The sequence below is a fragment of the Candidatus Brachybacter algidus genome, assembly GCF_016707225.1.
GTDB lineage: Bacteria > Bacteroidota > Bacteroidia > Chitinophagales > Saprospiraceae > Parvibacillus > Parvibacillus algidus.
In genome coordinates, this window is sequence record NZ_JADJID010000005.1 from 426534 (window position 1) to 451336 (window position 24803).

Annotated in this window: 22 protein-coding genes; 10 read left to right on the top strand and 12 right to left on the bottom strand. The window is 36.9% G+C overall.

The window, feature by feature from the left end; genetic code table 11:
- Positions 1–5 precede the first annotated feature (5 nt).
- On the top strand, positions 6–365 hold the full coding sequence (locus tag IPI15_RS16155) for a DUF1456 family protein (RefSeq protein ID WP_287421228.1): 360 nt from the start codon (positions 6–8) through the stop codon (positions 363–365).
- Between the two features lie 588 nt (positions 366–953).
- On the opposite strand, the gene IPI15_RS16160 is transcribed toward IPI15_RS16155, so the two are convergent.
- The 11 genes from IPI15_RS16160 to IPI15_RS16210 form a co-directional block, all read right to left on the bottom strand.
- The gene (locus IPI15_RS16160; protein WP_287405566.1) at positions 954–2276 is read right to left on the bottom strand and encodes a DEAD/DEAH box helicase; all 1323 of its coding nucleotides are present in this window, start codon (positions 2274–2276) and stop codon (positions 954–956) included.
- A gap of 801 nt (positions 2277–3077) precedes the next feature.
- On the bottom strand, positions 3078–4706 hold the full coding sequence (locus tag IPI15_RS16165; RefSeq protein WP_287405567.1) for a L,D-transpeptidase family protein: 1629 nt from the start codon (positions 4704–4706) through the stop codon (positions 3078–3080).
- Positions 4707–4715: 9 nt separating this feature from the next.
- The gene (locus IPI15_RS16170) at positions 4716–5360 is read right to left on the bottom strand and encodes a murein L,D-transpeptidase catalytic domain family protein (RefSeq protein WP_287405568.1); all 645 of its coding nucleotides are present in this window, start codon (positions 5358–5360) and stop codon (positions 4716–4718) included.
- 370 nt (positions 5361–5730) lie between these two features.
- Entirely contained in the window at positions 5731–9219 is a 3489-nt protein-coding gene (locus IPI15_RS16175) for a PKD domain-containing protein (protein ID WP_287421230.1), read from the bottom strand.
- A gap of 5 nt (positions 9220–9224) precedes the next feature.
- The gene (locus IPI15_RS16180; protein WP_287405570.1) at positions 9225–9620 is read right to left on the bottom strand and encodes a DUF4907 domain-containing protein; all 396 of its coding nucleotides are present in this window, start codon (positions 9618–9620) and stop codon (positions 9225–9227) included.
- 251 nt (positions 9621–9871) lie between these two features.
- Positions 9872–10024, bottom strand: coding sequence for a hypothetical protein (locus IPI15_RS16185; protein WP_287405571.1), 153 nt, complete (start codon positions 10022–10024; stop codon positions 9872–9874).
- 91 nt (positions 10025–10115) lie between these two features.
- Complete coding sequence (locus IPI15_RS16190; RefSeq protein ID WP_287405572.1) at positions 10116–11717, bottom strand: T9SS type A sorting domain-containing protein; 1602 nt, start codon at positions 11715–11717, stop codon at positions 10116–10118.
- Between the two features lie 128 nt (positions 11718–11845).
- A complete protein-coding gene (locus tag IPI15_RS16195; protein WP_287405573.1) occupies positions 11846–12883 on the bottom strand; it encodes an OmpA family protein in 1038 nt (345 codons plus the stop codon).
- 190 nt (positions 12884–13073) lie between these two features.
- Positions 13074–13739, bottom strand: coding sequence for a hypothetical protein (locus IPI15_RS16200; RefSeq protein WP_287405574.1), 666 nt, complete (start codon positions 13737–13739; stop codon positions 13074–13076).
- Positions 13740–13749: 10 nt separating this feature from the next.
- Positions 13750–14961, bottom strand: a complete 1212-nt coding sequence (locus IPI15_RS16205) for an acyl-CoA dehydrogenase family protein (protein ID WP_287405575.1) — start codon at positions 14959–14961, stop codon at positions 13750–13752.
- Positions 14962–15342: 381 nt separating this feature from the next.
- On the bottom strand, positions 15343–16347 hold the full coding sequence (locus IPI15_RS16210; RefSeq protein ID WP_287405576.1) for a tetratricopeptide repeat protein: 1005 nt from the start codon (positions 16345–16347) through the stop codon (positions 15343–15345).
- Between the two features lie 377 nt (positions 16348–16724).
- Between IPI15_RS16210 and IPI15_RS16215 the strand changes: the two genes are divergently transcribed.
- The 6 genes from IPI15_RS16215 (at position 16725) to def (ending at position 21422) form a co-directional block, all read left to right on the top strand.
- Positions 16725–17522 carry a carboxylesterase family protein gene (locus IPI15_RS16215; protein ID WP_287405577.1) on the top strand — a complete coding sequence of 266 codons (798 nt, stop codon included), beginning with the start codon at positions 16725–16727 and terminating at the stop codon, positions 17520–17522.
- Between the two features lie 51 nt (positions 17523–17573).
- Complete coding sequence (locus tag IPI15_RS16220; RefSeq protein ID WP_287405578.1) at positions 17574–18119, top strand: RNA polymerase sigma factor; 546 nt, start codon at positions 17574–17576, stop codon at positions 18117–18119.
- Positions 18119–18970: an anti-sigma factor gene (locus tag IPI15_RS16225; protein WP_287405579.1), complete on the top strand. Its 852-nt coding sequence runs from the start codon at positions 18119–18121 to the stop codon at positions 18968–18970. Before IPI15_RS16220 ends, IPI15_RS16225 begins: the two co-directional genes overlap by 1 nt.
- 90 nt (positions 18971–19060) lie before the next feature.
- Entirely contained in the window at positions 19061–20329 is a 1269-nt protein-coding gene (locus IPI15_RS16230; protein WP_287421232.1) for a M16 family metallopeptidase, read from the top strand.
- Positions 20322–20729 (top strand): Holliday junction resolvase RuvX, encoded by a 408-nt coding sequence (gene ruvX, locus IPI15_RS16235; RefSeq protein ID WP_287405581.1) that lies wholly within the window; start codon positions 20322–20324, stop codon positions 20727–20729. The genes IPI15_RS16230 and ruvX overlap by 8 nt, the downstream gene beginning before the upstream one ends.
- Before the next feature lie 135 nt (positions 20730–20864).
- Positions 20865–21422: a peptide deformylase gene (gene def / locus IPI15_RS16240; RefSeq protein WP_287405582.1), complete on the top strand. Its 558-nt coding sequence runs from the start codon at positions 20865–20867 to the stop codon at positions 21420–21422.
- Between the two features lie 63 nt (positions 21423–21485).
- On the opposite strand, the gene IPI15_RS16245 is transcribed toward def, so the two are convergent.
- Positions 21486–22124 (bottom strand): ribonuclease H1 domain-containing protein, encoded by a 639-nt coding sequence (locus IPI15_RS16245; protein ID WP_287421234.1) that lies wholly within the window; start codon positions 22122–22124, stop codon positions 21486–21488.
- A 279-nt stretch (positions 22125–22403) separates the two neighbouring features.
- Here IPI15_RS16245 and IPI15_RS16250 point away from each other — a divergent pair, with 279 nt between their 5' ends.
- The 3 genes from IPI15_RS16250 (at position 22404) to IPI15_RS16260 (ending at position 24769) form a co-directional block, all read left to right on the top strand.
- Positions 22404–22844: a lipocalin family protein gene (locus IPI15_RS16250; protein ID WP_287405584.1), complete on the top strand. Its 441-nt coding sequence runs from the start codon at positions 22404–22406 to the stop codon at positions 22842–22844.
- 114 nt (positions 22845–22958) lie between these two features.
- Complete coding sequence (locus IPI15_RS16255) at positions 22959–23744, top strand: TatD family hydrolase (RefSeq protein ID WP_287405585.1); 786 nt, start codon at positions 22959–22961, stop codon at positions 23742–23744.
- A complete protein-coding gene (locus tag IPI15_RS16260; protein ID WP_287405586.1) occupies positions 23741–24769 on the top strand; it encodes an SPASM domain-containing protein in 1029 nt (342 codons plus the stop codon). The genes IPI15_RS16255 and IPI15_RS16260 overlap by 4 nt, the downstream gene beginning before the upstream one ends.
- The last annotated feature ends 34 nt before the right edge of the window (positions 24770–24803 follow it).

Below are 24803 nucleotides of genomic sequence, written 5' to 3' on the forward strand. Positions count from 1 at the left end.
GCCAAATGAACAACAATGACGTTTTCAAGAAACTTAGAGTAGCACTAATGCTGCGAGATGACCAAATAGTAGATATTTTGAAACTGGTTGATTTCCGAATGTCAAAGGCTGAAGTTAATGCATTTTTTAGAGCAGAGGATAGCTCTGGTTATATGATGTGCAAAGATCAGGTGTTGCGAAATTTTCTCAATGGTCTGGTAATATATCTGCGTGGTACGAAGGAAAATCCAAAGGATCCTTATGATCAAATTGCCTTAAATAAAAAGCAAGCTCAGGAATTCAACGCTCAAAATGAATCAGTAAAGCCGAAAGTCGTTACTATCAAAAAACCTAGAATCAATGTGAAAAAGGATGAGTCAAAGTAGAAACTTGAGATACGGTGGTTAATTGAGGATGTTGATTTATAATCATTTTACCGCAACCACGTAAGTTGCTTCACAGGTATTGGGGCGAATTATATTAAATCTCTTATTCGAAAATATTATTTTGAAGTAGTTTTATCACGAAGTTTCACAGAGGTTTTAATATCTACCTCGATTCAACAGCAGCTCTGAATTTTGGGACTTCTTTGCTATTGTATAGTTTTTGAGATTCACAAAGTAATTTGACTAAAGTCAAATGATGCTCCGATCAGGCTGTATCTACTACTCTATCAGTTTATCTCTGTGAAACTCTGTTTCTGCTCTGTGCATCTCTGTGATACATTTCATTCGTCTTTGTGATATAGGCTCCACTTCCCGAAATGCAGAGATATCACCAAGTGGCTCAGAGGAAAAAAAGTTGCACAATAGAGTGTTGGTATCACAGAGTTCCGCAGAAAGTTATTGAATATTGATTTGTGGACATATTGTACTTGATTTCTGAATTTACGTTACCAATTAATGGGTCTGGAGGACGCGGAGGCATTTATCTTTCGATAAATTTTGCACCAATTGAGCATTTCTTATAAAAATTTAGCTTGGTTTCTTCTTTTCATATTGTTTACCATACTTCTTCTTCATCTCAGCTTCATGATTATATCTCACATTGACCTTAGAATTGAGAATTGATTTTTGATGAAAAGCCGGTCTTTCAGGATCGAGTTTCGGTGCCTGTGTGATGAATGGCATGATGATTTTTACTTCTTCTTCAGGCAATAACTTTTCGTCAGCCACAAAATCTTCAGGTAACTCTACTTCAGGAATCGTATAATTCATCAATTCCTGGATTTTTTCCAACTGCTCTTCTTCGCTTTCTACTACAAAAGCGATAGATGTTCCTTCTTTTTCATAACGTCCGGTGCGGCCTATTCTGTGAATATAATTCTCCACCACTTCAGGTAAATCGAAGTTGAAAACATGTGTTACTTCGCGAATATCAAGTCCTCTTGAAAGTAAATCAGTTGCAATTAATATTCTGGATCGCCCTTCTTCAAAGCCTTGAACAGTTTCGAATCTTGCATTTTGATTTTTATTCGAATGTATAAAATCGATGTCTCTGATGCCGCGTTCCAACAATGCGTCGTAGAGCACTTCTGCCTTTTTTTTGGTAGAAACAAATATCAGAATCTTTGTCATTGCTTCATTCCTGAGTAAGTTCACCAACCATTTTACTTTTGAATAAAAATTTGGTAATCGGTACATAGTTTGGCTGATATTGTCTAATGGAGTACCAGCAGGAACAGCTTCAATTTTCTCGGGATTATTGAAGTATTCGTCCATCAACTCGATGACTTCGGGAATCAATGTAGCTGAAAAAAGCAAATTTTGTCTTCTTTCAGGAAGTTTGTCAAAGATCACTTTAAGCTGAGCTCTGAAACCCAGATTCAACATTTCATCGAATTCGTCAATGATGAGATGTTTGACATTTTTAAGATTTAAAACACCGGTATTGACAAAGTCGACCATTCTCCCGGGTGTGCCAACCAAAATATCAAGTCCTTCGAAGATTTTGTCTGCCTGTGGCTTCGTATTAGTGCCACCATATATTCCAAAACTCCTTACAGACATATATGCCGTAATTTTTTTGATCTCGTCTTCTACCTGCACCACAAGTTCTCTGGTAGGAACGAGAATGACGATGGTAGGGTTATTGGTTTTGCTGTATGAATATAGACTAAGGATTGGCAATAAATAAGCAAATGTCTTTCCCGTACCTGTTTGAGCAATTGCGCATATATCTTTTCCGGATTTTACCACTGAAAAGACTTTCTCCTGAATAGGAGAGGGTTCGGTGATGCCAATGTCATCCAGTGCACGGAGAAGTGATTTATTTATTTTTAGATCGCTGAATGTCATTACTATATTTTGGGACAAAGGTAGTTAAAAATTAGTGGTCAGTGGTCAGTGGTCAGTGGTCAGTCGTCATTAGTCAGTGATCAGTAGTCAAAAATTCTAAATTTAGCTATTATTAATAATCACCAATGTTAAAATTAGAAATTATACGAAATGGATTTATTTATTAGACCAATATTTTGCCGTATAATATCGATCTCAAAGTCGTTTGGCCAAATTTATTTAGACTATTAGGAATTTCCATTCGGTATTAGAAGTCTGAAATTATTTCACCTGCAATGCTTTGCTTCCAAAATCAAAAATATAACTTGGTGAGGTAAATGTAAAATGTTAAAAGTAAAATGCAATTGGGGAGATTTCCCCCTTTTGAGGGCTAGGGTTTATACATAAGTATTTTTTCAATAAAGGCTCTTCCATGAATAGCAAGATAATTTATTGATTTTAAGTTTATTATAAGCAAAATGAATTTTGCAGACACACGAACTTAGGTTAACCTAAGCTCAACGTTCCACAGCGAATGATGTACATTAATTTATAGTCAAAACAATGATTGCGAGGTTCGGCGTAGTTTTAACTACGTCGGGGTGTCACCAAAGTTTACTTTGAAAGAAAAAAAAAGATGTGTATAAACCCTAGCTTTTGAGGGGGGTAGGGGGAGTCTTCGATTTAATTCTAATTGCAACTAGCTGATTAACACCGAATTAAAATTAGTTATATAGAAGAATGATCTTCTAAGATTAGCTGCAATTAACGATTACCGATTACTGATTACCGATTTCTATAATCTAGCATCTAGCGTCTGCCTCACATCTTCCCCACCCCGAATATCTCATTAGCCAATTTCTTATCATGACCATAGATGTCATTTCTGAAGTTAAGTTTACCTTCTGAATCAACCCATGAAGTGAAATAAACTATATAAACAGGGACTGTAGGAGAGACTTTAATCCAGGTTTCATCAATTGTATTTAGAATTTTGTCAATTCTTTTTAGCCAATTTGGCTGATCTCTAAGCAGATATTTCGCGAGTTTTCTTGGTTCTTCCACTCTGATGCACCCATGGCTGAAGTCCCTTTTACTTTCACTGAAAAGACTTTTTGAAGGTGTATCATGAAGATATATACTAAAGTTATTAGGAAATAAAAATTTGATCTTTCCCAATGCATTATTCCCACCTGGTTTCTGTCTGACCATCAGTGGTTTTTTATTCGTGATCTCCATATTATTCCGCTCAATATAATTTGCGTTGCGTTTCATGGCAGGGATGATCTCGTTTTTTATTATGCTGTTTGGTACGTTCCAGTATGGATTTAGAACAATATTGGCGATATTACCTTTGAAGATACTTGTTTTTGTTGCAGCTTTTCCAACTACTACATTCATTTCCCATGCTAGTTTGTTTTTCTCAAAGATATGCAGACGGAATTCAGGAATGTTGACCATTAAATAATCCGATTCGAGATCTACAGGCACCCATCTTAGCCTTTCAAGATTGATGACCATTTGTTTGATCCTGTCCGATATGCTTACATTTAGCTCCTTTCTGGTCGATTCGGTGAGTTTACCACTTTTAAATAACCCCATTCTTCCCTGAAATAGTAAAAGTGCACTTTTCAAAGTGTCCGTAAAGATGGCTGATGTATCTTTGTCCATTAGATCACCTACAATGATCAGGTTCTTTTTTACATTGATGATGCATACATCTGTATCGCCCACTATCAGTACTTTTTTATCTGTAATTACTGGATAGGAAACATTCGATTTCTCGATTTCCCGATACTTCCTTAATTGTGCTTTTAGCCTTGTATAATATATATTTTCTGGTTCATGAACTTCAGAGTCTGGTTTTCTGGCGACTAATGAATCAAGTAATATTTGATAATCTTTCTTTTTTCTAGGAATAAACCACTCAAGATCCACCGGGTTCTTATCTCTGCCGTCGTAGACTTTTCGTGCATATTTGAAATAGGTCGAAGTCAGGAGTAATTCGAGGTTGAGGACATTGGCAGGATTAGACATAAATTTAGACTCATCTGATCTCAAAGATTTAACAAGGCTATCAATTTTTGGATTATCCAAGCTTTGGTCATTAAAGTCAAAACTGTAGTTTTTTAACTGATCATAAAACATAGCCATGACATTGGCAGGTCCGTTTTTATTAAACCATGCAAACTGATAATTTCTTCTTTTATAAAATTGACTAACCTGTGATTTAACAGTTGCGGAATCAACCATTTTTACAAAGAAAGTATCTACAAACATGCTATCTAACAAAAGATCGTTGAAGTTGACAGTGGTGTAAACAGTGGTATCTACAGAAGGTATGGGATTGGGTTTGGCTACATCTTTGGCACAACCGGGCAATAATAGAATGCAAATGGCAAATAGCAAGAGAAAGACTCCTGAGAGAAATGAAAGTTTGAAACGAGACATAACAAGTGTTTAAGCACCGTGAATGTACAACAAAGTACCGTTAGCTAGTACTGGAATTATCTGTGGAATAAGTTCTTGAGGTAAGGCTGGACAGCCATAACTTCTTCCAAGGCGGCCGTATTTTTCTATAAAAGTTTCACTTACATAATCAGCTCCATGTATGATGATCTCTCTTCGTCGGGCATTGTCGTTTATTCCTTTTTCCAGCCCATTCAATAACAATGATGCACCGTGTTTTGGACTAAATATTTTGCTGCCGACCATGTAGAAACCAAGGCTACTTTGGTGAGATTCGCATTTATTTGAAAATGATTTCGCCATTAACTCACCTGACTTTTGACCATGTGCAACCAGAGATGAGAATAATAATTTTTTCTGATCTAGATCTATAACAAAAAAACGTTTCTTGTCAGAAGGTAAGGCAAAATCAACAATTGTTATGATTGATTTTATAGGTTGGTAGACATTATAGCCCTTCAGAGCTTCTCTAAATGCATCATAATTGATTTGCCCTTCCAGTTTACAATTTGTATATAATTCCTCAAATTTGTCTTTTTTTTCTGCTATTACGGGTATTAAAGTGCTTTTGGGAGCATAAGTATTAGGCAAACATAAGCCAAGAAAAATCGAAACAATCTGAAAATATATCGCCATGAAAGTTGCTTAATTATAAGATATAATCCTTAACACTTTTAAACGCAAATGTTTAAAATGGATTTTGTCCAAAATTATATAATAATATGGGTTTTTAAATTAAATATTTTAAAGATGAAGATAGTACTTTATAAACAGCATATTATTAGATATATATGAATTAATAAAAAATATATGTAATAAATAAATTATTTTATCCCATTGAAGTCTTTAACTTTTCATTGGCGATTGAAAATTTGGAGGGAGGAGGTGAGAAGTTGAGGATTGCACTTTTTAGGGTTGAAAAATAGAATTTAGAAATAGAAAAAACCGAAATGAACATTCTCATTCCGGTTTCCTCTATAAATTATATTTCTAAAATCAAATCTTCCTATTGTATAATAATGACCTTTGCTTTGGCTCCATTTTCAAAGTGCAGAAAATAACATCCTGCAGCATAATTAGACAGATCCAAATGTTGCTTATTTGAAGATATAATAAACTCCTGAAGTGGTTTTCCTTCTATACTGATAAGAGCTACCTTACTGCCTAATTTTATCTTGCTGCCTGATTCAACGATTATTCGGCCATTCGGAGAAGGATTTGGATATACAGAAGGGGCAGTAAGGTCAAGTGGATCAGTCGCAAGACCGTCTTCCACTATGACTTGTACCTCATCACTTGCAGTAGCACCATCGTCATCCGTCACAGTCAATTTGAATGTGTAAGTACCAATGATCAAACTTGCTACAGTTGGATTGGGAGTAGATATACCAATGATCGTTGCATTATTTGGCGTGCTGCCTACCTGTTCCCAGGCATAAGAAACGATAGTTCCATCAGCATCGGTGCCACTTCCATTTAACACTGCAGAATTTGTAGGTAACAAGATTGAAATATCCGTTCCGGCATTGGCTGTCGGTGCTACATTGACAGCAGGATTGACAATGACAAGTACCGTATCAGAGTCAAATAGATCATCATTGTCAACTACTGTAAGAACGAATGTGTAAGTTCCTTCTTTAAGATCACTTATGACTGGAGTGAAACTTGCCGTATCTGATATGTTCGCCATAGAAGGTGTATTACCTATTTGTGCCCAATGAATCCCAATGATAGTCCCATCTTCATCTGTACCATTACCATCTAAGGCTACATTGGAAACAGGCAAGGTGATATTGATATCCTCTCCTGCATCAGCTAAAGGAGCCAATAATTGCAGTGAGTCAAGTTTAATTAAAAGTGTATCCTTGTCAGTCAGGCCATCATTGTCTGTGACAGTAAGAATAAATGTATAGGTGCCGAATATTAGATCACTGATAATTGGATTGGCAATAGTTGTATCTGATATTGTTGCAACAGATGGCGTAATACCTGATTGCTCCCAATGGTAAGAGACTATTGTGCCATCAGCGTCAGTAGCACTTCCGTTTACCTCAACACTATCTGTTGGGAATATTAGATTAATGTCCTCACCTGCATTTGCTATTGGTGCATAAAGTATGATTGGATTAACGATTACAAGCACAGTATCAGTATCAATAGCTCCATCATCATCTGTCACTGTCAACACAAATGTATATATGCCTTCTATGAGGCCACTGATCAATGGATCGACAACCGTTGAATCGGAAATATTCGCAATGGATGGTGTGTCGCCTAACTGATCCCAGGAATAACTTATGATCGTACCATCTACATCTGTTCCAATCCCTGAGAGAAAAGTGCTGTCTTGCGGTAAAGTTAGTTCAATATCCAACCCTGCATCAGCTATTGGTGCATGATTGTTAGTGTCAACTACAAATATGCTCACTTCATCAAAAGAGCTATCACCATTATCATCTATGGCAGATAAGCGGAAAGTATAGGTTCCCTCTATCATCCCCGTGATCAAAGGATTGAGAATGGTTGGATCTGAAATGATAGCGATTGATGGGTCATTTCCTACCTGACTCCACTCATAGCCAATTATAATGCCATCTTCGTCGGTAGCACTACCATTTAGTTGGGTGCTGTCTGTGGGAAGAATCAGTGTTGTATCTAATCCAGCATAAACTATTGGAAATATATTACCAATACTATCTACGAGTACATCGACATCATCAGTGGCAGTCAGGCCTTTATCGTCTGTTACTGTTAATCGGAAAGAATACGTACCGACCAACAAATCACTCACAATAGGATTCGCAATAAATGCATCAGAAATTGTGGCGTTTGATGGCTCATTTCCAATTTGTTGCCATTCAAATGTTAAGGGATTGCCTTCCGGATCGGTTCCACTGCCATTGAGTTGTGCAGCATTAACAGGCAATATAATATTTATGTCAGAACCCGCATCAGCCATTGGTGCTTCATTTACAATCAATTTGACTGTGACCATTACCTTATCGGATGCAGTAAGTCCATCATCATCTGTAACTGTCAATATGAAAGTATATACTCCTTCAAGTAGATCACTAACCACCGGATTCATTATACCAGGGTCAGAAATGGTAGCCGAAGAAGGATTGTTTCCATCCTGAGTCCATGCATATTCAACGATAATGCCATCAGCATCAGTACCGCTGCCATCCAGGGTTGCACTGTTTAAAGGAAGTTCCACAGTAATATCAGCACCGGCATTAGCTATCGGAGCTTGACTTTGAGCAGCATTTACAGTGACGAGGACCTCATCTGTAGCTATATCTCCGTCATCATCAGTCACGGTCAATAAAAAAGTGTATGTCCCTTGTATAAGATCACTAACTGTCGGCGTGGCAGTCATGGAGTTTAATATAGTTGCTATCGAAGGCGTAATTCCTACTTGACTCCAGGTATAGTTAACAATAATGCCGTCCGGATCTGATCCTGAGCCATTCAGCAGCGTCGAATTGACAGGCAAATCAAGTGTTACATCAGGTCCGGCATTAGATACCGGCGCTTGATTTGTAGTCGAGGGAGTATATTGCCATAGATCATTTAATTCTAGATCAAAATTGTATCCTCCACATATATAACCTTTACTACCTATACTGAATGCAGCTGCTACTTGTCTTTCGAGTCCAACCATACTTGCTTTTTGGGTCCAGGCATTGTCCGCGGGGGAATACTGCCACATATCTTTAAGCAGCAAATCATTTTCGTAATTATATCCGCAAGTTATAAAGCCATTGCTTCCGATAGCGAAACCACTTGCAAACTCCCTAGTTGATCCTCCAAATTCTGACTTTTGAAACCATGAATTGGATGCAGGATTGTATTCCCAAAAATCTTTAAGATCTACATCATTATCATAATCATATCCTGTGCCAATGTATCCTTTGCCCTCTACTGCAAAACTGGCAGCACCTTGACGTGCATGTCCACCAAAATTTGTCTTTTGCGTCCAGGTATTGTTGGTAGGATTATATTCCCAAAAATCTTTCAGGTCTTTATCTGTTTCAAAGTTATAACCCAGTCCTATATAGCCTTTTTCGTCAATACTAAATGCACTTCCTGACAATCTGGATGGGCCGCCCATATCGGCTTTTTGCGTCCAGGTATTATTGGTGGGATTGTATTCCCAAAAATCATTGACAGGATCAAGTCCATCAAAACCACCACCCACATATCCTTTGCTGTTTAAGCTGAAACTAAGAGCATATCCTCTTGGACTCCCGCCCATATCCGCCTTTTGCGACCAAGTATCGGAAATTGGATTATATTCCCAGAAACTGCTCAATGCTTCACCGCTAAAAGAGTCGAATCCTGTGCCTAAGTATGCTTTACCATTAATTGTAAAGGCTGTGGATGCGGAGGTAAAACCTCCCCCATAATCTGCTTTTTGAACCCATGTATTTTGGGCTTGAGACAATGGTAGAATAATAAAAAAGGCAAATATTGTAAAAATATTTTTTTTCATAATTTTCATTTAAGATTTATTAAAAGCTTTTCAATTTCTTTTTGAGAGATAGTAGGCGGCATTTGACCGCTTATAATTTTATTGACTGCCAATTCAGCCACCTTTTTTGCGTCTGTTTCAGTTTTAAATCCATTTACTCCAGCCCTACCGGGTATGGTGGTTTGATGGATCTTAAGTTTGTTATCGATGAATATGTCATATCCATAAGTGGTGCCATTCGATGGAATGATTTGATATGTAACGAATTTATTTTTCCCTGTTTTATTCTTTTCAGCTTCACTGCCTTTGATAGGATGGTTGGGAGTTGAAGATGAGGAGATTACCTTTTGAGCTGATATTTCGTTGGGCATGGTCATGGCCCAAAATAAAATGAATATGACGAAAAGCAGAAATGATTTCATTGATATATTTGTAAGGATGCAAGATATTATCTGGACGAAAATAAGGGAAATAAACGACTGCAGTTATAAGTTAAGAGGAATTAACAAAAGTTATGCATAAATACCTCCTTCTATTATAAAACTTTGACCTGTAAATAATAGATATCTATACACCGATAAAAAAAATATCAAATAATTACGAAGAACTATTTGATATTAATTGAAAGAAAACTCGATTAAACGGGATTTAATTTATCAAATTTTGATAATTATCAAGCTTTTGACTTACCTGAACCTTTAGCATCAGATTTAGAGCTGGAAGCACCAAAACTATTGCCACTTTCTGCCTTATAATCTGAGACTTTTTTGATTTTGTCAACAGCTTTTTCTTTCTTTACATTCTTGGTTCTGATGTCCTTACTCATAAGTATTTTTTTTAATGTTTGACAATATTGGGTGCATTCCCGTGGTAAAAGTATATAATAAATACTTTTAGGGCAAAAAAGGTTCAATAATTTATTGTTTTATGACTTTTACTGTGGTTGATCCTAATTCGGTTTTTATCCTTATCAAATAAATTCCTGGTGTTAGCCCTTCCATTGATATTGATTCCTGATTACTACCTGAAGATTTAACATCCTGATTTACAAAAGTTTTTATCAAATTGCCATTTACATTTAAGAGATCAATAGAAACTTTCGTCTCTTTTAGTAAGTCATATTTTATAGTGCATTCATTGACAAAAGGATGGGGGTACGTTAGAACACTTGAATTAATATTATTTAGTTCAAATTTCCCTAAGGATAGATCCGGTATGTATATTGCTACGAATCCTTTAGATGGGCCAACAAAATTTATGCTCTCACCACAAACAATGATTCGACCTTGCGCATCAAATTTCATTCTGTACAAATTGTCAAAAAGTCCTCCAAAGTCTTCGATATAAATTCCATCATTTCCTAAGGAATTATCTACTTTTCCGTTCTTATTCATTCTTATGAAAAAAATGTCTGCTTCCAGTTCATCTGAATCTTCTAAATCATATACAGACCCGGCCAACATTATATTGCCATCCGGAGCCTCTATTATCTGAAACCCGTTTGGGTTCAAAGACTGAAATGAATCAAAATTTGCAAAGCCATTTTCCCCAAAACTTTCATCAGCAGATCCATTTGAATTTAATCTTCCTGCGATTAAATTATTTTTAAACTCACCTGAACTATCATCTATTGATCCTCCTGTAAATAAAATCTTACCGTCAGACTGAAGTGATAAATTATCAATGGCATCATATCCTCCACCATCAAAAATAAAATAACCGTTTTGTCCAAAAGAACTATCTAAACTGCCATCTTCCATAAATCTCATCATGAGCATGTCTTGGCCATTAAAACCTTCAATGTGACCGGCTATAATTATTTTACCATCCGGTTGAGGTATGGCGTAATAATTCTTGATTGAATAATTAATATCAGGATATTCAAAGACTTTTACGCCATCATCACCAAAATCCTCATCGATCGTTCCATCATTATTTAGACGAATTAAACTAAAGGCATCTCTGCCATTTTCGAGCCATTTTGTAGCAGATATTATTATTTTACCGGATGGCAATTCGAAGACATTTGTTGAAAGGTAGGGCTCCTCACTTGAAAGTGTAAATGTACCAAGATTTCCAAATGTTAAATCCTGTTTTCCGTCTATACCATATCTCTGAGCTACGGTTAATAATTCTCCGGTATACATATCAAATGTGTGACCAGCTAATAGAATCTTACCGTCACTTTGAGTATAACTTCCATCCATATATAATTGACTGGAATAATGTTCTGTATGTACAATTCCATTATTTCCGAATTGTGAATCAAAATTGCCATCAGATTTCAATTTCCCTAATGCCAGATAAATAAATAGTGAATCAGCGGTTAAACGTTCACCGCTTCCGAGCATGTAAATATTTCCATCTCCATCAAATTCTATATCAAATATTCCTGAAAGCTCCTCTTCGTTGGATGTAATGTATTTACCCACTTCAGCAAAGCTACTGTCGGGTCTTAAAGTTTGGGCATTTAAAGAATTCAAGAATAAAAGTCCTAAGACGAAGGAAAGAGTTTTCATAAGTTTAAGTTTCAAAGTTTCAAATGCAATATCTCGTATAGGAACGAATTCATATTACACAAAGTTACTTTTCCAAACTTATAAAACTAAGAAATATAAAACTTTAACTTTTGATAATTCAATAATCTCTAAGTACTCAAGATCTTAATTTCTACTCTTTGATTCTTTTTCCTACCTTCCATCGTTTTGTCAGATGCTAAAGGATTGCGCTTGCCATACCCTTTATAAGTAACCCGAGTTTTATTTATTCCTTTCTTTGTTAGGTAACTTGCCACTTCCTTGGCACGTTCCGTGGACAACTTATCGCAGTACTCTACTGAAGGAACTCCATTTGTATGACCTCCGATCTCAATTTTTACTGATTGGTTTTTTGCCAGAAAAGCATATAATTCATCCAATATCTTAAAACTATTTTTGTTCAAAGTAGCATTATCAGCTTGAAAATATAGTTCATCCAGCCTTATTACCTGTCCGGGAACTATCTTTTTTGTCAAAGCCTTGATGGCAATTGGCTCTTTTGCTTTAGGAATGATCTCTGTGATAGGGGATGCATTGTCTACAAGAAGATTTCCGTTGTAAGGCTCAAGCACCGGTGTACGATAAAATGCTTCAAGTGTGATGTAACTTACATTGCGAGTAGGCTTGAAAGTGAAATTGTATTTTTGCCATGAATTGTTTGAGATCAGTGGGCTTTCACCAAGTAGGATTGCTTTATCACATAAGGAATTGCCCCCCCATATCATTAATTTGGCAGGCGTAACATAATTGTATTTTGCTCCCCCTTCCAAAGCACTGGCTCTTGTGGCGCTCAAATATTTTTCAGAGGTACATAAGCCAATTTCAAAACTATATGATTTCCCTTTTTTTAATGGGCCGGACATCGCTTGAGAAACTGATTCATATGTTTCATTTTCACGAACCACCATACCCAGATAAGTATCACCATCCATGGCAGGCTTGTATACTTCCCATGATCCACTTGGCTGCACATCAGGTGGGGTCTCTCCTACAAACTGCCCACCACAATCCCTCCATCCAACAGGAGGCCTGTTAGGTCCAGGGCGATCCTCAAAAGAAGGGTTTGTAAGATATACCGTTTGCCCAATAGTTTGAAAGGCTAAAAAAGTACAACAAACGAAAGTCAAATATTTATGAAATGATTTCAAAAACATACATTTAGATTATTCAAATGTTGAAAATGTCGATAACTGTTAATTTCAAATCAGAACGTAATAGTTATTGATCTTGTGCTTAATTCTTAGGTTTTAACAAATAATTTAACATTAATGTACGAATTGTGTTTAAAACAATTGACTAAAATTGGATTAATATGATTGTATTTCAGACAAAGCACGCTTATTTTCCCTTTACAGAATTTTTTGTGGCTTCAGATTTTTTCAATGGAACGAATGCCGACGCATTATCTATCAGTATATTTCCATTGTATGGTTCAATTTCGTCGTTAATATAATATGCTTCTAAAGTTATGCATGTTACATCTTCGACCGGCTTTAATATAAAGCTGTGCTTTTCCCATCTATTGCTTTTAATTACTCCACTTTCAGCAAGAATTTCTCTTCTGTCACATAATTTATCTCCTCCCCAAATGACTAATTTGGCAGGTGTCGTGTAATTATATTTTTTGCCATCCCAAGCACTTTCTCTTGTCGCACTTAAATATTGATCTGATGTACAGATCATAATTTCAAACTGATAGGAAGAATCTTTAAGTAAAACACCTTTAAGTTTTTGAGAAATAGCCTCCCATGTATTATTTTCTCTCACGACCATTCCTACGTAAGTTTCTCCATCCTGGGCTACACGAGTTACATTCCAACTTCCACTTGGCTGCACATCGACAGGAGTTTCTCCCGGAAATTGGTAGGAACAATCATACCAGCCCTGAGGCGCCCTGTTGGGACCTGGCCTATCTTCGAATGATGGGTTATCTAATAATACATTCTGAGACGTTCCCAGCCTTTCAAGAAAGAAAAGAAAAAATATTATCAGGTGATGTCTCATGTTCTAAAATTTATCCAAACGCATTCAATCCTGTCACATCCATACCTGTGATCAATAAATGTATGTCGTGCGTACCTTCATAAGTTAATACCGTCTCAAGATTCATCATGTGTCTCATGATTGGATATTCATTGGTGATGCCCATACCACCATGGATTTGACGTGCTTCACGAGCCACCTCAAGAGCCATCATGACATTATTTCTTTTGGCCATTGAGACCTGTGCCGGAGTCGCTTTACCTGCATTGGCAAGTGTGCCTAACCTCCAGGCAAGTAATTGTGCCTTGGTAATCTCAGTGATCATCTCAGCTAATTTCTTTTGGGTCAACTGGAATTGTCCAATTGGTTTACCGAATTGAATTCTTTCCTGAGAATATCTCAGCGCACTGTCATAACAATCAAGTGCAGCGCCAAGTACACCCCAAGCGATACCATATCTTGCTTTAGAAAGACACGAAAGTGGACCTTTCATTCCTTGTACATTTGGAAGGACGTTTGCTTTAGGAACTCTGACATCCTGAAATACAAGTTCACCTGTTATCGAAGCTCTCAATGACCATTTACCATGGATCTCAGGTGCGGTAAAGCCCGGCATGCCTTTTTCCACGATCAAACCTCTTATGATTCCATCCTGATCGCGCGCCCATACGACTGCTATGTCTGCAAGTGGTGAATTGGTGATCCACATTTTGGCACCATTCAATATATAGTGGTCGCCATCATCGACAATATTAGTTTCCATACCGGCAGGATTGGATCCATGATCAGGTTCGGTAAGTCCAAAACATCCGATAAATTCACCGGTGGCTAGTTTTGGAAGATATTTTCTTTTTTGTTCTTCGCTTCCGAATTTGTAGATCGGAAACATAACAAGACTACCTTGTACAGATGCCATGGATCTAAGTCCTGAGTCGCCTCTTTCGAGTTCAGCCATGATAATTCCATAAGCGATTTCATCCATTCCTCCGCCACCATATTCAGCTGGAATACTTGGGCCGAAAGCTCCGATCTCGCCAAGGCCTTTAAATAGATGCACTGGACATTCTGCCCTGTTGGCATAGTCTTCAATTATAGGAGACACTTCTTGCTTAACCCAAGCTCTGACTGCATCTCTCGCCAATATATGATCTTCATTTAGAAGTTCATCTATCGCGTAGTAATCATGTGATTGGAATAAATCCGTCTTAGCTTGTTTGGTATGTGAAGCAGTTTGCTGATCCATTTTAGGTCTTTTTTGATTTTAGGTCGCAAAAATACGAAAAATTGACATTCAAAAAATAAAAGTATCTCAGTTTGTGAAGTAAGTCTTAATGTAACTGATGAAATACATTTTATTTTAAATTTGTCAGGTTTCGATACTTAAATGCATTCCTTATTTAGATTAAATTTAGGTTTTATATAAAAATAGGATAGTAGAAATACTAACAATCGTTAGGAATCCAATAGGATTTAGATGGGAACAACTAAATTAAAATAAATGTTTTGCTAAGAAATTGATTATTAAAAATAGCCCAATTTAAGCAAGACATAAATTCTTATGCTCACTTACAGCAAGATTTCAACATTTATTTATCAAAGAAAAAACTGGTCTGAAAGACAAGGGTCAGACATTTACTTTCTGCGTAATAGGCTTCTTGGTAACTTTCTTAGACTTTTTCGCTGGGGTTTTAGGCAATATTCCCGTTGCTGTCGTCTTAAATTTCAAGATTTCTTCCTCAGAAACGTTGTCGAACAGTGCGTCTAGATTTAATGCATCATTAAATGAAAGGATTGCCTCAGCATTTTGATTCAACTGCATATGGGCTTTGCCAAGACTAAAGGTGACAGCCCTTTTCCAATAATGGTTGGAGTTGCCTTTTTCAAAAGCTTTGGCTGCAAAAAGTTTCCACTCGAAAACTGCTTTGTCATAGATACCCATATGGAAATAACACTTTCCTTTTAGTCTTCGACCTATCCAATGGATGTTCTGATGGGCAATAGCGTATTTAGTCAACCTTTCAAGCACAGGAAGGGCTTTTTCGTAATTTTCTTCCTTAATATATAATTTACCTTTCCAAAGGTAGGCTTCGCTTAGATATTTATCAAGACTGATAGCTCTGTCAAATCGTTCAAGCGCCAACTTATCATTGCCTTGTTTTGAAGCAACTCTTCCTATAAGAGCATGGGCCATAGCATGTTGAGGATATTTCTCGACAATACCATTAAGTATCGCCATAGCTTTATCCAAATCATCCGCTGCATTGACCATATCATTAGCCTTATTGAATGCAGCCACAATACTTTTGTCGCTGGAAGGCTTGATAAGTTCGTGTTTAATTACTTTTCCGTCTATCATCATCCACATCTCAACACGGCCTGTGAGAGAATATTCAGCAAGATTTTTAAGTAAATGAACAGTATTTCTCCAATATTTATCAGATACAAGGTTATTAAAACGCTTGACGAAGAAAATCATTTTTTCATCATCAAAACATTCTTCAGTTTTATTGAAAACAACTTCATTTTTGTAATATACGTCTTTACGTTGCACATACAACTTAAAGGCTTTTTCATACGTATTTGCGTTTCCAAAGTCCAACCGACCTTGAACAATAACTTTTGAGAACATATAAATTGATTAATTATAGTAGCATTTGCCCCGAGAAAAGAAACTTAATGTATAAAGTGCTAATGGACTACTCATGAGTTACAAAGATATTGCAACCAAACGTCGAAACCAAGCAATTATAAACATATTATTTATTCATATATTAAATAATTGATATGTATTTGATAAATAAACAGAAGAATTTATCTTTACTTTGATGTTAAGACGATTTAGCGCTGACTTTTAAATTTTTTATCGTTTTTAGAAATATAATATTCAATTCAAGTAGTAATCCAAGATGAGATTCATTTAGTTTTTTCAGCTGGTAACATTTGGATGTGATATTTATTGCATCTTTAAGCTAACATTAATCTAGCATGATACTTAATAATCTTATGATGAAACAAATTATCTTGTCTTTTTGTTTTTTGTCGCTGTGGAATTTTGATCTTTTCTCACAACCATCTTTTCAACCAGAGACTATACAAAATAAAGATGGCAAAACGATTGTCTTTAGAAAGCTTGATCCTTCGAAATTGAAGAAAAAGAAAAAATATCCACTGGTCATTTTCCTTCATGGATCTGGAGAACGTGGAAGCGATAACATAAAGCAACTTGTACACGGTTCAACAATGTTTTTAACAAAAAAAAACCGTAAAGATTATCCTGCTTTTGTCGTTTTTCCTCAATGTCCGGAAGAATCGTATTGGGCAACCAGGAATAAATCAAAAGAAAGTAGTCAGATTAAATATGTTTTTGACTATTCGCTTCAGCCTTCCTTTGCACTAAATTCTGTTTTTGATATCATAACATATTATAAAAAGATGTCTAATATAGATAGCAATAGAATCTATATAATGGGGCTGAGCATGGGAGGCATGGGCACCTTAGAGGCTATTAGCAGGCACCCTGAAATGTTCGCGGCTGCAATTCCCATATGCGGCGGTGGTGACCTTGGTTATGTAAGTAACTTTGCAACCAAAGTTCCGGTTTGGTTATTTCATGGAGCACAAGACGATGAAGTCTTCCCTAAATTTTCAAGGGATATGGTGGATAAGATTATTGCGAATGGTGGATTTCCTAAATATACAGAATTTCCTTATGCCAATCACAACTCCTGGGACGCGACCTTTCAGACAAAAGATTTATTTAAATGGCTTTTTGAACAAAAAAGGGTGCAGCAAACAAATTATTAATACATTTGTATTGGTGCTTTTAATTTTAAATGGCCTATCTAACATCGTTTCATGAGTTCTTTTGATGACCATGCTATCCTAATCAGCAGCTTGAAATCCAAGCAGGAAGCTGCCTTTGAATATCTGTACGACAGGTATTCAGCAGCACTATATGGTATAGTACTTAAGATTGTAACTGATGCAGATGAAGCAAGTGACGTGTTGCAGGATGCATTTATTAATATCAGCCTCAAGATAGATACATATGATGCAACTAAGGGATCCTTATTTACTTGGATATTAAATATAGCCAGAAATAAAGCTCTGGATGCTTTAAGAAAAAAGGAAAGGAAATATAAAATCCAACTTGACGATCAAATCGTAGGTACAATAGAATCGAAAGGGGCGACAAATAGTAATAGTCAAACGGATACCATAGGGTTGAGGGAGATCGTTAGTAAATTGAAACCTGATCTGAGAGAAATGATTGAATTGCATTACTTTAATGGCTATACTCAACAGGAAATAACGGATATGAAAGGAATACCTCTCGGCACTGTTAAGACCAAGATTCGAACAGCGATGCAATCTTTAAAAAAAGTATTTGACATTAAATAATGAACATTCAAGAATACATAAACTCCGGAATAATTGAGCAGTACGTGCTCGGAGATGTCTCTGCTCAGGAGCGGCAAGAGGTGGAGTGTATGAGCCACATATATCCTGAGATACAACAAGAACTATTCAGTCAGCAACAAGTAATTGAGAGATTGGCTATGGCTTTCCAGGTGGAACCGCCTGTTGACTTAAGGGCTAAGATTTTAGGCCGGTTAAAAGAGCAGAATAATTCAATTGAAACTGAAGCGCAGATAGTGGAGGTAATTCCTGATCCTATTGAAGATCAAGTAAAAGTAGTTGAACCCCGCAAAGACAATATCATTAAAATGTCTGAAGCGCCACCTAAGAGTAACTTCATTAAATACATGGCAGCAGCCTCTGTGGTTTTTTGTATAGCCTTGGCTGGTCTTAATTTAAAAAATAGTAGTGATTATAAAGAAGAGCTGAATAAAATGAGCGTTTCTAATTCCGGCCTTGAAGATCAAATGCATACTATGACTCAGAAGATGACTATCATGCAAGATCCAAGTTTCCAAAAGATAGCAATGCCGGGGATCAAAGAGAAAAGCCCAGAATCTGTGGCAACTGTATATTGGAACAAAAAGGAATCTATAGTTTATCTGAATCCTAACAGCTTACCTAAACCTCAGGATGGCAAACAGTTCCAACTTTGGGCTATAAAGGATGGTGTTCCTATGGATATGGGAATGTTACCGAATAACTTTGACAGCAACTCGTTCGTCAAAATGACCAATATTGATAATGCTCAAGCTTTTGCTATAACTATGGAAAAGGAAGGTGGAGTGCCTAGCCCCACAATGTCAGAAATGTACGTAATGGCAGCACTGTAGTCTTGATCTTATTTCATCTTTAGTAACGATGCCAATGAAATCATCTAGTAGATTTGAACAATCTACTACAAATTAACTTATGTTTGCAGCATGGTTAATTATGAAAGATTTATCCTAGACAACGGTATGACAGTAATCCTGCACAAGGATTTATCCTCACCAATGGTGGTAGTCAATATATTGTATAAGGTAGGATCCAAAAACGAAGACCAAAAACTTACAGGACTCGCACACCTATTCGAGCATCTTATGTTTACAGGAACAGAAACTGTTTCGGATTTTGATATTCCAATCCAACAAGCAGGTGGTGATAATAACGCCTTCACTTCCAATGATGTAACCAATTATTACAGCTATGCTCCTGCCAACAATCTTGCATTGCTTCTGTGGCTTGAAGCCGATAGAATGACAAAGCTTAGTCTAGAAGCGGAAGAGTTTAAAGTTCAGAAAAAAGTTGTTATCGAAGAATTTTATGAAACTTGCATTGATGAACCATATGGGGACATCTGGCATCATATTTGTAAGTTGGCATACAAAAAGCATCCATACAAATGGCCTGTTATAGGCTACAGACCTGCCGATATCAAAAGAGTTACACAACCAGATGCAAAGGATTTTTATTTAAGAAACTATCAACCATCCAATGCAATTCTCACAGTCACAGGCAACTTTTCAGAGGCTAAGGTCAGAAAAATGATCATTAACCAGTTTAATGAAATTCCCAATCAACCAATTGACCAGAAAATCATACCAAAAGAGCCAAAACAAAGGCAGCAAAGAAGGAAAATAATTTATGCTAAAGTAAGTGTCCCGGCTATTTATATAGCATTTCATATTCCTGCAAGAATAGACGAAGAGTTTTATGTATGTGATCTGCTTTCAGATATCTTAGCAAGTGGTAGATCTGCTAGATTGCATGAATCACTGGTTAAAAAGAAGAAATTATTCTCCTCTATTGATGCTTACACGAATGGAACAAGTGAAGAAGGCCTTCTAGTTATAGATGGCAAAATATCAGAAGGTGTAAGTCCTGAGGAGGCAGAAGCTGCTATCTGGACTGAAGTAGATGATCTGATGAACCATATTGTCGATCAGAGAGAACTGGATAAGATCATTAATAAAAGCATTTCTACTCTTACATTCTCAGAGTACTCTCTAACCAATAAAGCGATGAACCTTGCATATTTTGAAAGTATCGGTGATATTTCACTTATAAATACAGAGTATGATATTTACCAAAATATTTCAGCGTCCTCATTGCAAAGAGTGGCTAAGAAGATCTTTGATGTGAGGAATAGCTGCGTAATTTATTATTTAAAAAAGGAAGCTTCTCCTGAAAAACTAGTTGCTCTTGTCTAGAATAGTTGGAATAGATTATGGTACAAAACGAAGTGGTATAGCCGCGACTGATATATTGCAAATAGCAGTTCATGGCGTAGATACTGTGCCTACAGGAACTTTGTGGGACTGGTTGGAAGCATATATTAAGAAAGAAGAGGTGGAGAAGATTGTGATCGGTCACCCAACACATGCTGATGGAAATGCAGTTTCATTTATGAATCAGATCATTGGCCTGGAACGAAAAATAAAAAAAACTTATCCACACATTGTTGTTGTATTGCATGATGAAGCCTTTAGTTCTGTGCGAGCTAAGCAAGTCATTTTGGCTTCCGGAGTTGGCCAGAAAAAAAGAAAAGACAAATCTTTAGTGGATAAAGTCGCAGCTATATTAATTTTGCAGGATTATCTGAGATACTAGATACTAGATACTATAGGTGAGAAGGTGAAGAGGTGAAGAGGCGAGAATGAAATCTATTGAAAGGAAATTGGCAGAAAGGCAATGCATTGCCCTGTAATTTTCAAATTTATAACAGGAATTAATTTTGATTAAAATATGATTTTACCAATATACGCATATGGTCAGCCGGTGTTAAAGAAGGAAGGAGTAGAAATTGATGCAGATTATCCGGAGTTGAACAAGTTGATAGACAATATGTATGAGACTATGTACAATGCCAATGGAGTTGGTTTGGCAGCTCAACAGATCGGTTTGAACATTAAGTTGTTTATCATCGATACGGTTCAAGTAGAAAAAGAGGAAAGCAAGGGTAAGGGAATTAAGGAAGTGTTCATCAATGCGGAGATTATCGAGGAGGTTGGGGATATTTGGGCTTATGAGGAAGGCTGTCTATCCATTCCAGATATCCGGGGTGATGTGGAAAGATTACCTACTGTTAAGATAAGGTATCAGGATCAGTCTTTTAAGGAGTACGAAAAAACATTCGAGGGGATCAATGCGCGCGTCATCCAACATGAGTATGACCACAATATGGGCGTTTTATTTACAGAGAAACTTGGTCCGGTCAAGAAACAGATGATCAAAAGAAGGCTGGAAGCAATTAAGAAAGGTAAGGTAAGTGCTGATTATAGGCTGAAGTTTGCAAAGTTTTGACAACAGACACTAGATGTTAGACACTAGACACTAGACACTAACTTCTAGACTCTCACATCCGCCTCACTTCCTCCCAAAATCCGCCGGTATCTCTCCCCAGGACCTTGTCTCCCACTTGGCGATCGGGTTTTTAAATGAATTGGACTGTAACCATTTTTCTGCACGGTCGATGAGGTCGAAGATGATCTCGTTTCTGCCGGTAGGCTCCAGCTTTGTATTTGATTTACCTTTTTTGACCCAACCAATAGCGATTTTAGAATCAGAATAAATCAGCACATCTTCTTTTCCTTGTTTCTTCAATGCTGCCAATGCGTGCACCAGCGCCAGAAACTCACCAATATTATTTGTTCCATCTTTGTAAGGTCCCTGATGAAAAATCTCTTGCTTATTGTGCGTATAGACACCCCTGTATTCCATCAAACCCGGATTGCCACTGCATGCCGCATCTACAGAAATGCTGTTTTTAACAATATTACTTTTTGAGACAATTGCGCCAGAACCCGATGAAGCTTTAGTCTTTGTGCCTTTGGTCGCATTGTACCCGGCATTGAAGGCCATAGTGGCTTCGGCTCTTGACGGAAAACTTTTATAAGAAGCATCTTCAAACATTAAGACCTGCGCTTTGCATTCATCCCAGGTGTCGAAAATGCCGGTTTTACGACCTTTCCACACCACATAAAATTTAGGTTTCTTCTTTGCCAAGATCAAATTTTTTTTCAAAGTTAAGAATTTGATTTCAAATGATGCTGCCCTTAATTAATACGGGTTATTTAGAAATTGGCATAATGTATTAAATTATTAATATTCTTTTTTAATTAAGTCTTTCAAAAATTTTATTTATTAATAAATATATTTACCTTTATTTTGTTATTAGTTGAATCACCTATTCCACTACATGATTTTAATTTTATATAAATATAACTTGGAGGGTGATCTATCTTCTTTGTTAATTTAATTCAATAACTATAAAATTTTTAAAACATGAAAAACAAAATTAAATTTCTTCTATTCTTATTCATTGCTACCGGGCTTATGACTTCGTGTAAGAAAGATGAAGAAAAAACTGTAACTGAAAAGATTACAGGTCCTAGTTGCTGGAAGATAGCAAAATATGAAGAAAAAGATGATTCCGGCAATTACAAAGATTATACTAATGATACTTATGATGCGTGTGAATTGGACGACTGTACAAAATTTAATAGCAATGGTTCTTATATCACGAATGATAATGGAGAGAAATGTGAAGGAACAACTGATCCTGTGGAAGAGGGAACATGGACACTTTCAAACTCTGACAAGACCCTTACTCTTCTGTCCGGTGGATTTGGGTTTGCTACAAACATTGAATCGATTACTGAAAATCAACTAGTTGTTACAGCAACAATTTTTGAAACAGAACTTAGGATTACCTATAAAAATTAATAATAAACTTAGGTTTTAATAGCCCCCGAATTGGGGGCTTTTTTATTTCTTTTTTCCGACCTTTACAACTCTATATCTTACTCATTGTTATAAGCCAAAAATCAGCTGATATTCATGTTCATAGATACACACGCGCATTTATACTCCAAATCTTTTGATAATGACCGCTCAGAAATGTTGAAAAGGGCTAAAGATGCAGGTATTGAAAAGGTCTTTTTGCCAAATATCGATCAGACTTCGGTAGATGTTATGCATGATCTTGAAGACAATTCTAACGGTTATTGCGTATCAATGATGGGCTTGCATCCATGCTCGGTCAAAGAAGACTATAAAGATGTCTTGGCAGGATTGAAAGGATGGCTTGATAAACGAAGGTATGCAGCCATCGGTGAGATCGGAATCGACCTTTATTGGGACAAGACAACCTTGGATATACAAGTGGATGCTTTCAAAATTCAGCTCGGATGGGCAAATGAATACAATCTTCCTATTAGCATCCATTCGCGTGACAGCACTCGGGAGATTCTGGATGTGCTTTCAGAAAATCGAGAGATCTTGACGGGCGGCGTCATGCATTGCTTTACAGGAAGTTCAGAAGAAGCTGAAGAGGCAATTAGTCTTGGGTTTGTACTGGGATTTGGAGGTTCGAGTACTTATAAAAATACGACTTTAATTCCTGTCATCGAATCGATTCCTTTAGATAAGATCGTTCTCGAGACGGATGCTCCATATTTGACACCTGTACCTCATCGTGGCAAGAGAAATGAAAGTGCTTATATTCCATTAATTGCGCAGCGTCTGGCTGATATCAGGAATATTTCATTAGAAGAATTGGCAGCAGCAACGACTTCAAATGCAAATCATTTATTCAGAAAACGTGAGAAACTCGCCCTGTCATGAAAATGTACCTGGCAGATACCATGCACTTCCTTTCGAAGGTGCGAATCCGTAAGGTGGTGAATGCCGCTCAGGTATATTTATCTTACCAATACACCAAACTTACCGGTAAGCCGACTCAATGGGGCAAGCCATTTACCATCAGCTTCGAACCTACCACTGCCTGTAACCTTAGATGTCCTGAATGTCCAAGTGGATTGCGTTCTTTTTCGCGCCCTACCGGCAATTTGAAAGCAGATTTTTTTAGGACGACGATTGATGAAATGGGGGCTAATTTGTTTTACCTGATATTTTATTTTCAGGGAGAACCTTACATCAATCCCAATTTTCTGGAAATGGTGCGATATGCAGCCGACAAAAAAATATACACCATTACCTCAACAAATGGGCATTTCATGTCAGAAGCCAATGCTAAGAAGACCGTTGAGTCTGGCTTAAGTAGAATCATTATCTCAGTAGACGGTACTACCCAGGACACGTATGAAAGCTATCGCAAAGAAGGGAATTTGGAAAATGTCTTACAAGGTGCCCGCAATCTTGTGAAGTGGAAAAAGGAACTAAAATCTGCTACACCTCACATTATATTTCAGTTTTTAGTGGTAAAGCCCAATGAGCATCAGATTCCTGAGATTTATAAACTCGCTGAAGAAATCGGCGTAGATGAAGTAAAACTAAAGACTGCGCAAGTCTATGATTATAAAGACGGCAATGAACTGATCCCGACCATTGAAAAATACAGCAGGTATAAAAAGCAAAAAGATGGAAGTTTTTCAATCAAAAATCAACTGCTGAATCACTGCTGGAAGCTTTGGCACAGCTGCGTCATCACCTGGGATGGAAAAGTAGTGCCATGTTGTTTTGACAAAGATGCCACCTATAGACTCGGTGATCTTAAGCAAAATAGTTTTAAGAAAATATGGGCGGATAAGCCATATCAATCATTCAGAAAGGAACTATTGAATGGGCGCGATAAGATCGATATTTGTACTAATTGCACAGAAGGTTGCAAGGTGTGGGAAAATGCCTGATAAGAAAATGAATAATGAGCAATGAATAACTTTT

Excerpts from the sequence above, each read along its gene's own strand:
- IPI15_RS16175 (WP_287421230.1), bottom strand. The coding sequence starts at position 9,219 with ATGAAAAAAAATATTTTTACAATATTTGCCTTTTTTATTATTCTACCA.
- IPI15_RS16215 (WP_287405577.1), top strand. The coding sequence starts at position 16,725 with ATGAAACAAATTATCTTGTCTTTTTGTTTTTTGTCGCTGTGGAATTTT.
- IPI15_RS16255 (WP_287405585.1), top strand. The coding sequence starts at position 22,959 with ATGTTCATAGATACACACGCGCATTTATACTCCAAATCTTTTGATAAT.
- IPI15_RS16190 (WP_287405572.1), bottom strand. The coding sequence starts at position 11,717 with ATGAAAACTCTTTCCTTCGTCTTAGGACTTTTATTCTTGAATTCTTTA.
- IPI15_RS16170 (WP_287405568.1), bottom strand. The coding sequence starts at position 5,360 with ATGGCGATATATTTTCAGATTGTTTCGATTTTTCTTGGCTTATGTTTG.
- IPI15_RS16155 (WP_287421228.1), top strand. The coding sequence starts at position 6 with ATGAACAACAATGACGTTTTCAAGAAACTTAGAGTAGCACTAATGCTG.
- IPI15_RS16210 (WP_287405576.1), bottom strand. The coding sequence starts at position 16,347 with ATGTTCTCAAAAGTTATTGTTCAAGGTCGGTTGGACTTTGGAAACGCA.
- IPI15_RS16180 (WP_287405570.1), bottom strand. The coding sequence starts at position 9,620 with ATGAAATCATTTCTGCTTTTCGTCATATTCATTTTATTTTGGGCCATG.
- def (WP_287405582.1), top strand. The coding sequence starts at position 20,865 with ATGATTTTACCAATATACGCATATGGTCAGCCGGTGTTAAAGAAGGAA.
- IPI15_RS16205 (WP_287405575.1), bottom strand. The coding sequence starts at position 14,961 with ATGGATCAGCAAACTGCTTCACATACCAAACAAGCTAAGACGGATTTA.
- IPI15_RS16160 (WP_287405566.1), bottom strand. The coding sequence starts at position 2,276 with ATGACATTCAGCGATCTAAAAATAAATAAATCACTTCTCCGTGCACTG.
- IPI15_RS16260 (WP_287405586.1), top strand. The coding sequence starts at position 23,741 with ATGAAAATGTACCTGGCAGATACCATGCACTTCCTTTCGAAGGTGCGA.
- IPI15_RS16250 (WP_287405584.1), top strand. The coding sequence starts at position 22,404 with ATGAAAAACAAAATTAAATTTCTTCTATTCTTATTCATTGCTACCGGG.
- IPI15_RS16165 (WP_287405567.1), bottom strand. The coding sequence starts at position 4,706 with ATGTCTCGTTTCAAACTTTCATTTCTCTCAGGAGTCTTTCTCTTGCTA.
- IPI15_RS16185 (WP_287405571.1), bottom strand. The coding sequence starts at position 10,024 with ATGAGTAAGGACATCAGAACCAAGAATGTAAAGAAAGAAAAAGCTGTT.
- IPI15_RS16220 (WP_287405578.1), top strand. The coding sequence starts at position 17,574 with ATGAGTTCTTTTGATGACCATGCTATCCTAATCAGCAGCTTGAAATCC.
- IPI15_RS16230 (WP_287421232.1), top strand. The coding sequence starts at position 19,061 with ATGGTTAATTATGAAAGATTTATCCTAGACAACGGTATGACAGTAATC.
- IPI15_RS16200 (WP_287405574.1), bottom strand. The coding sequence starts at position 13,739 with ATGAGACATCACCTGATAATATTTTTTCTTTTCTTTCTTGAAAGGCTG.
- IPI15_RS16225 (WP_287405579.1), top strand. The coding sequence starts at position 18,119 with ATGAACATTCAAGAATACATAAACTCCGGAATAATTGAGCAGTACGTG.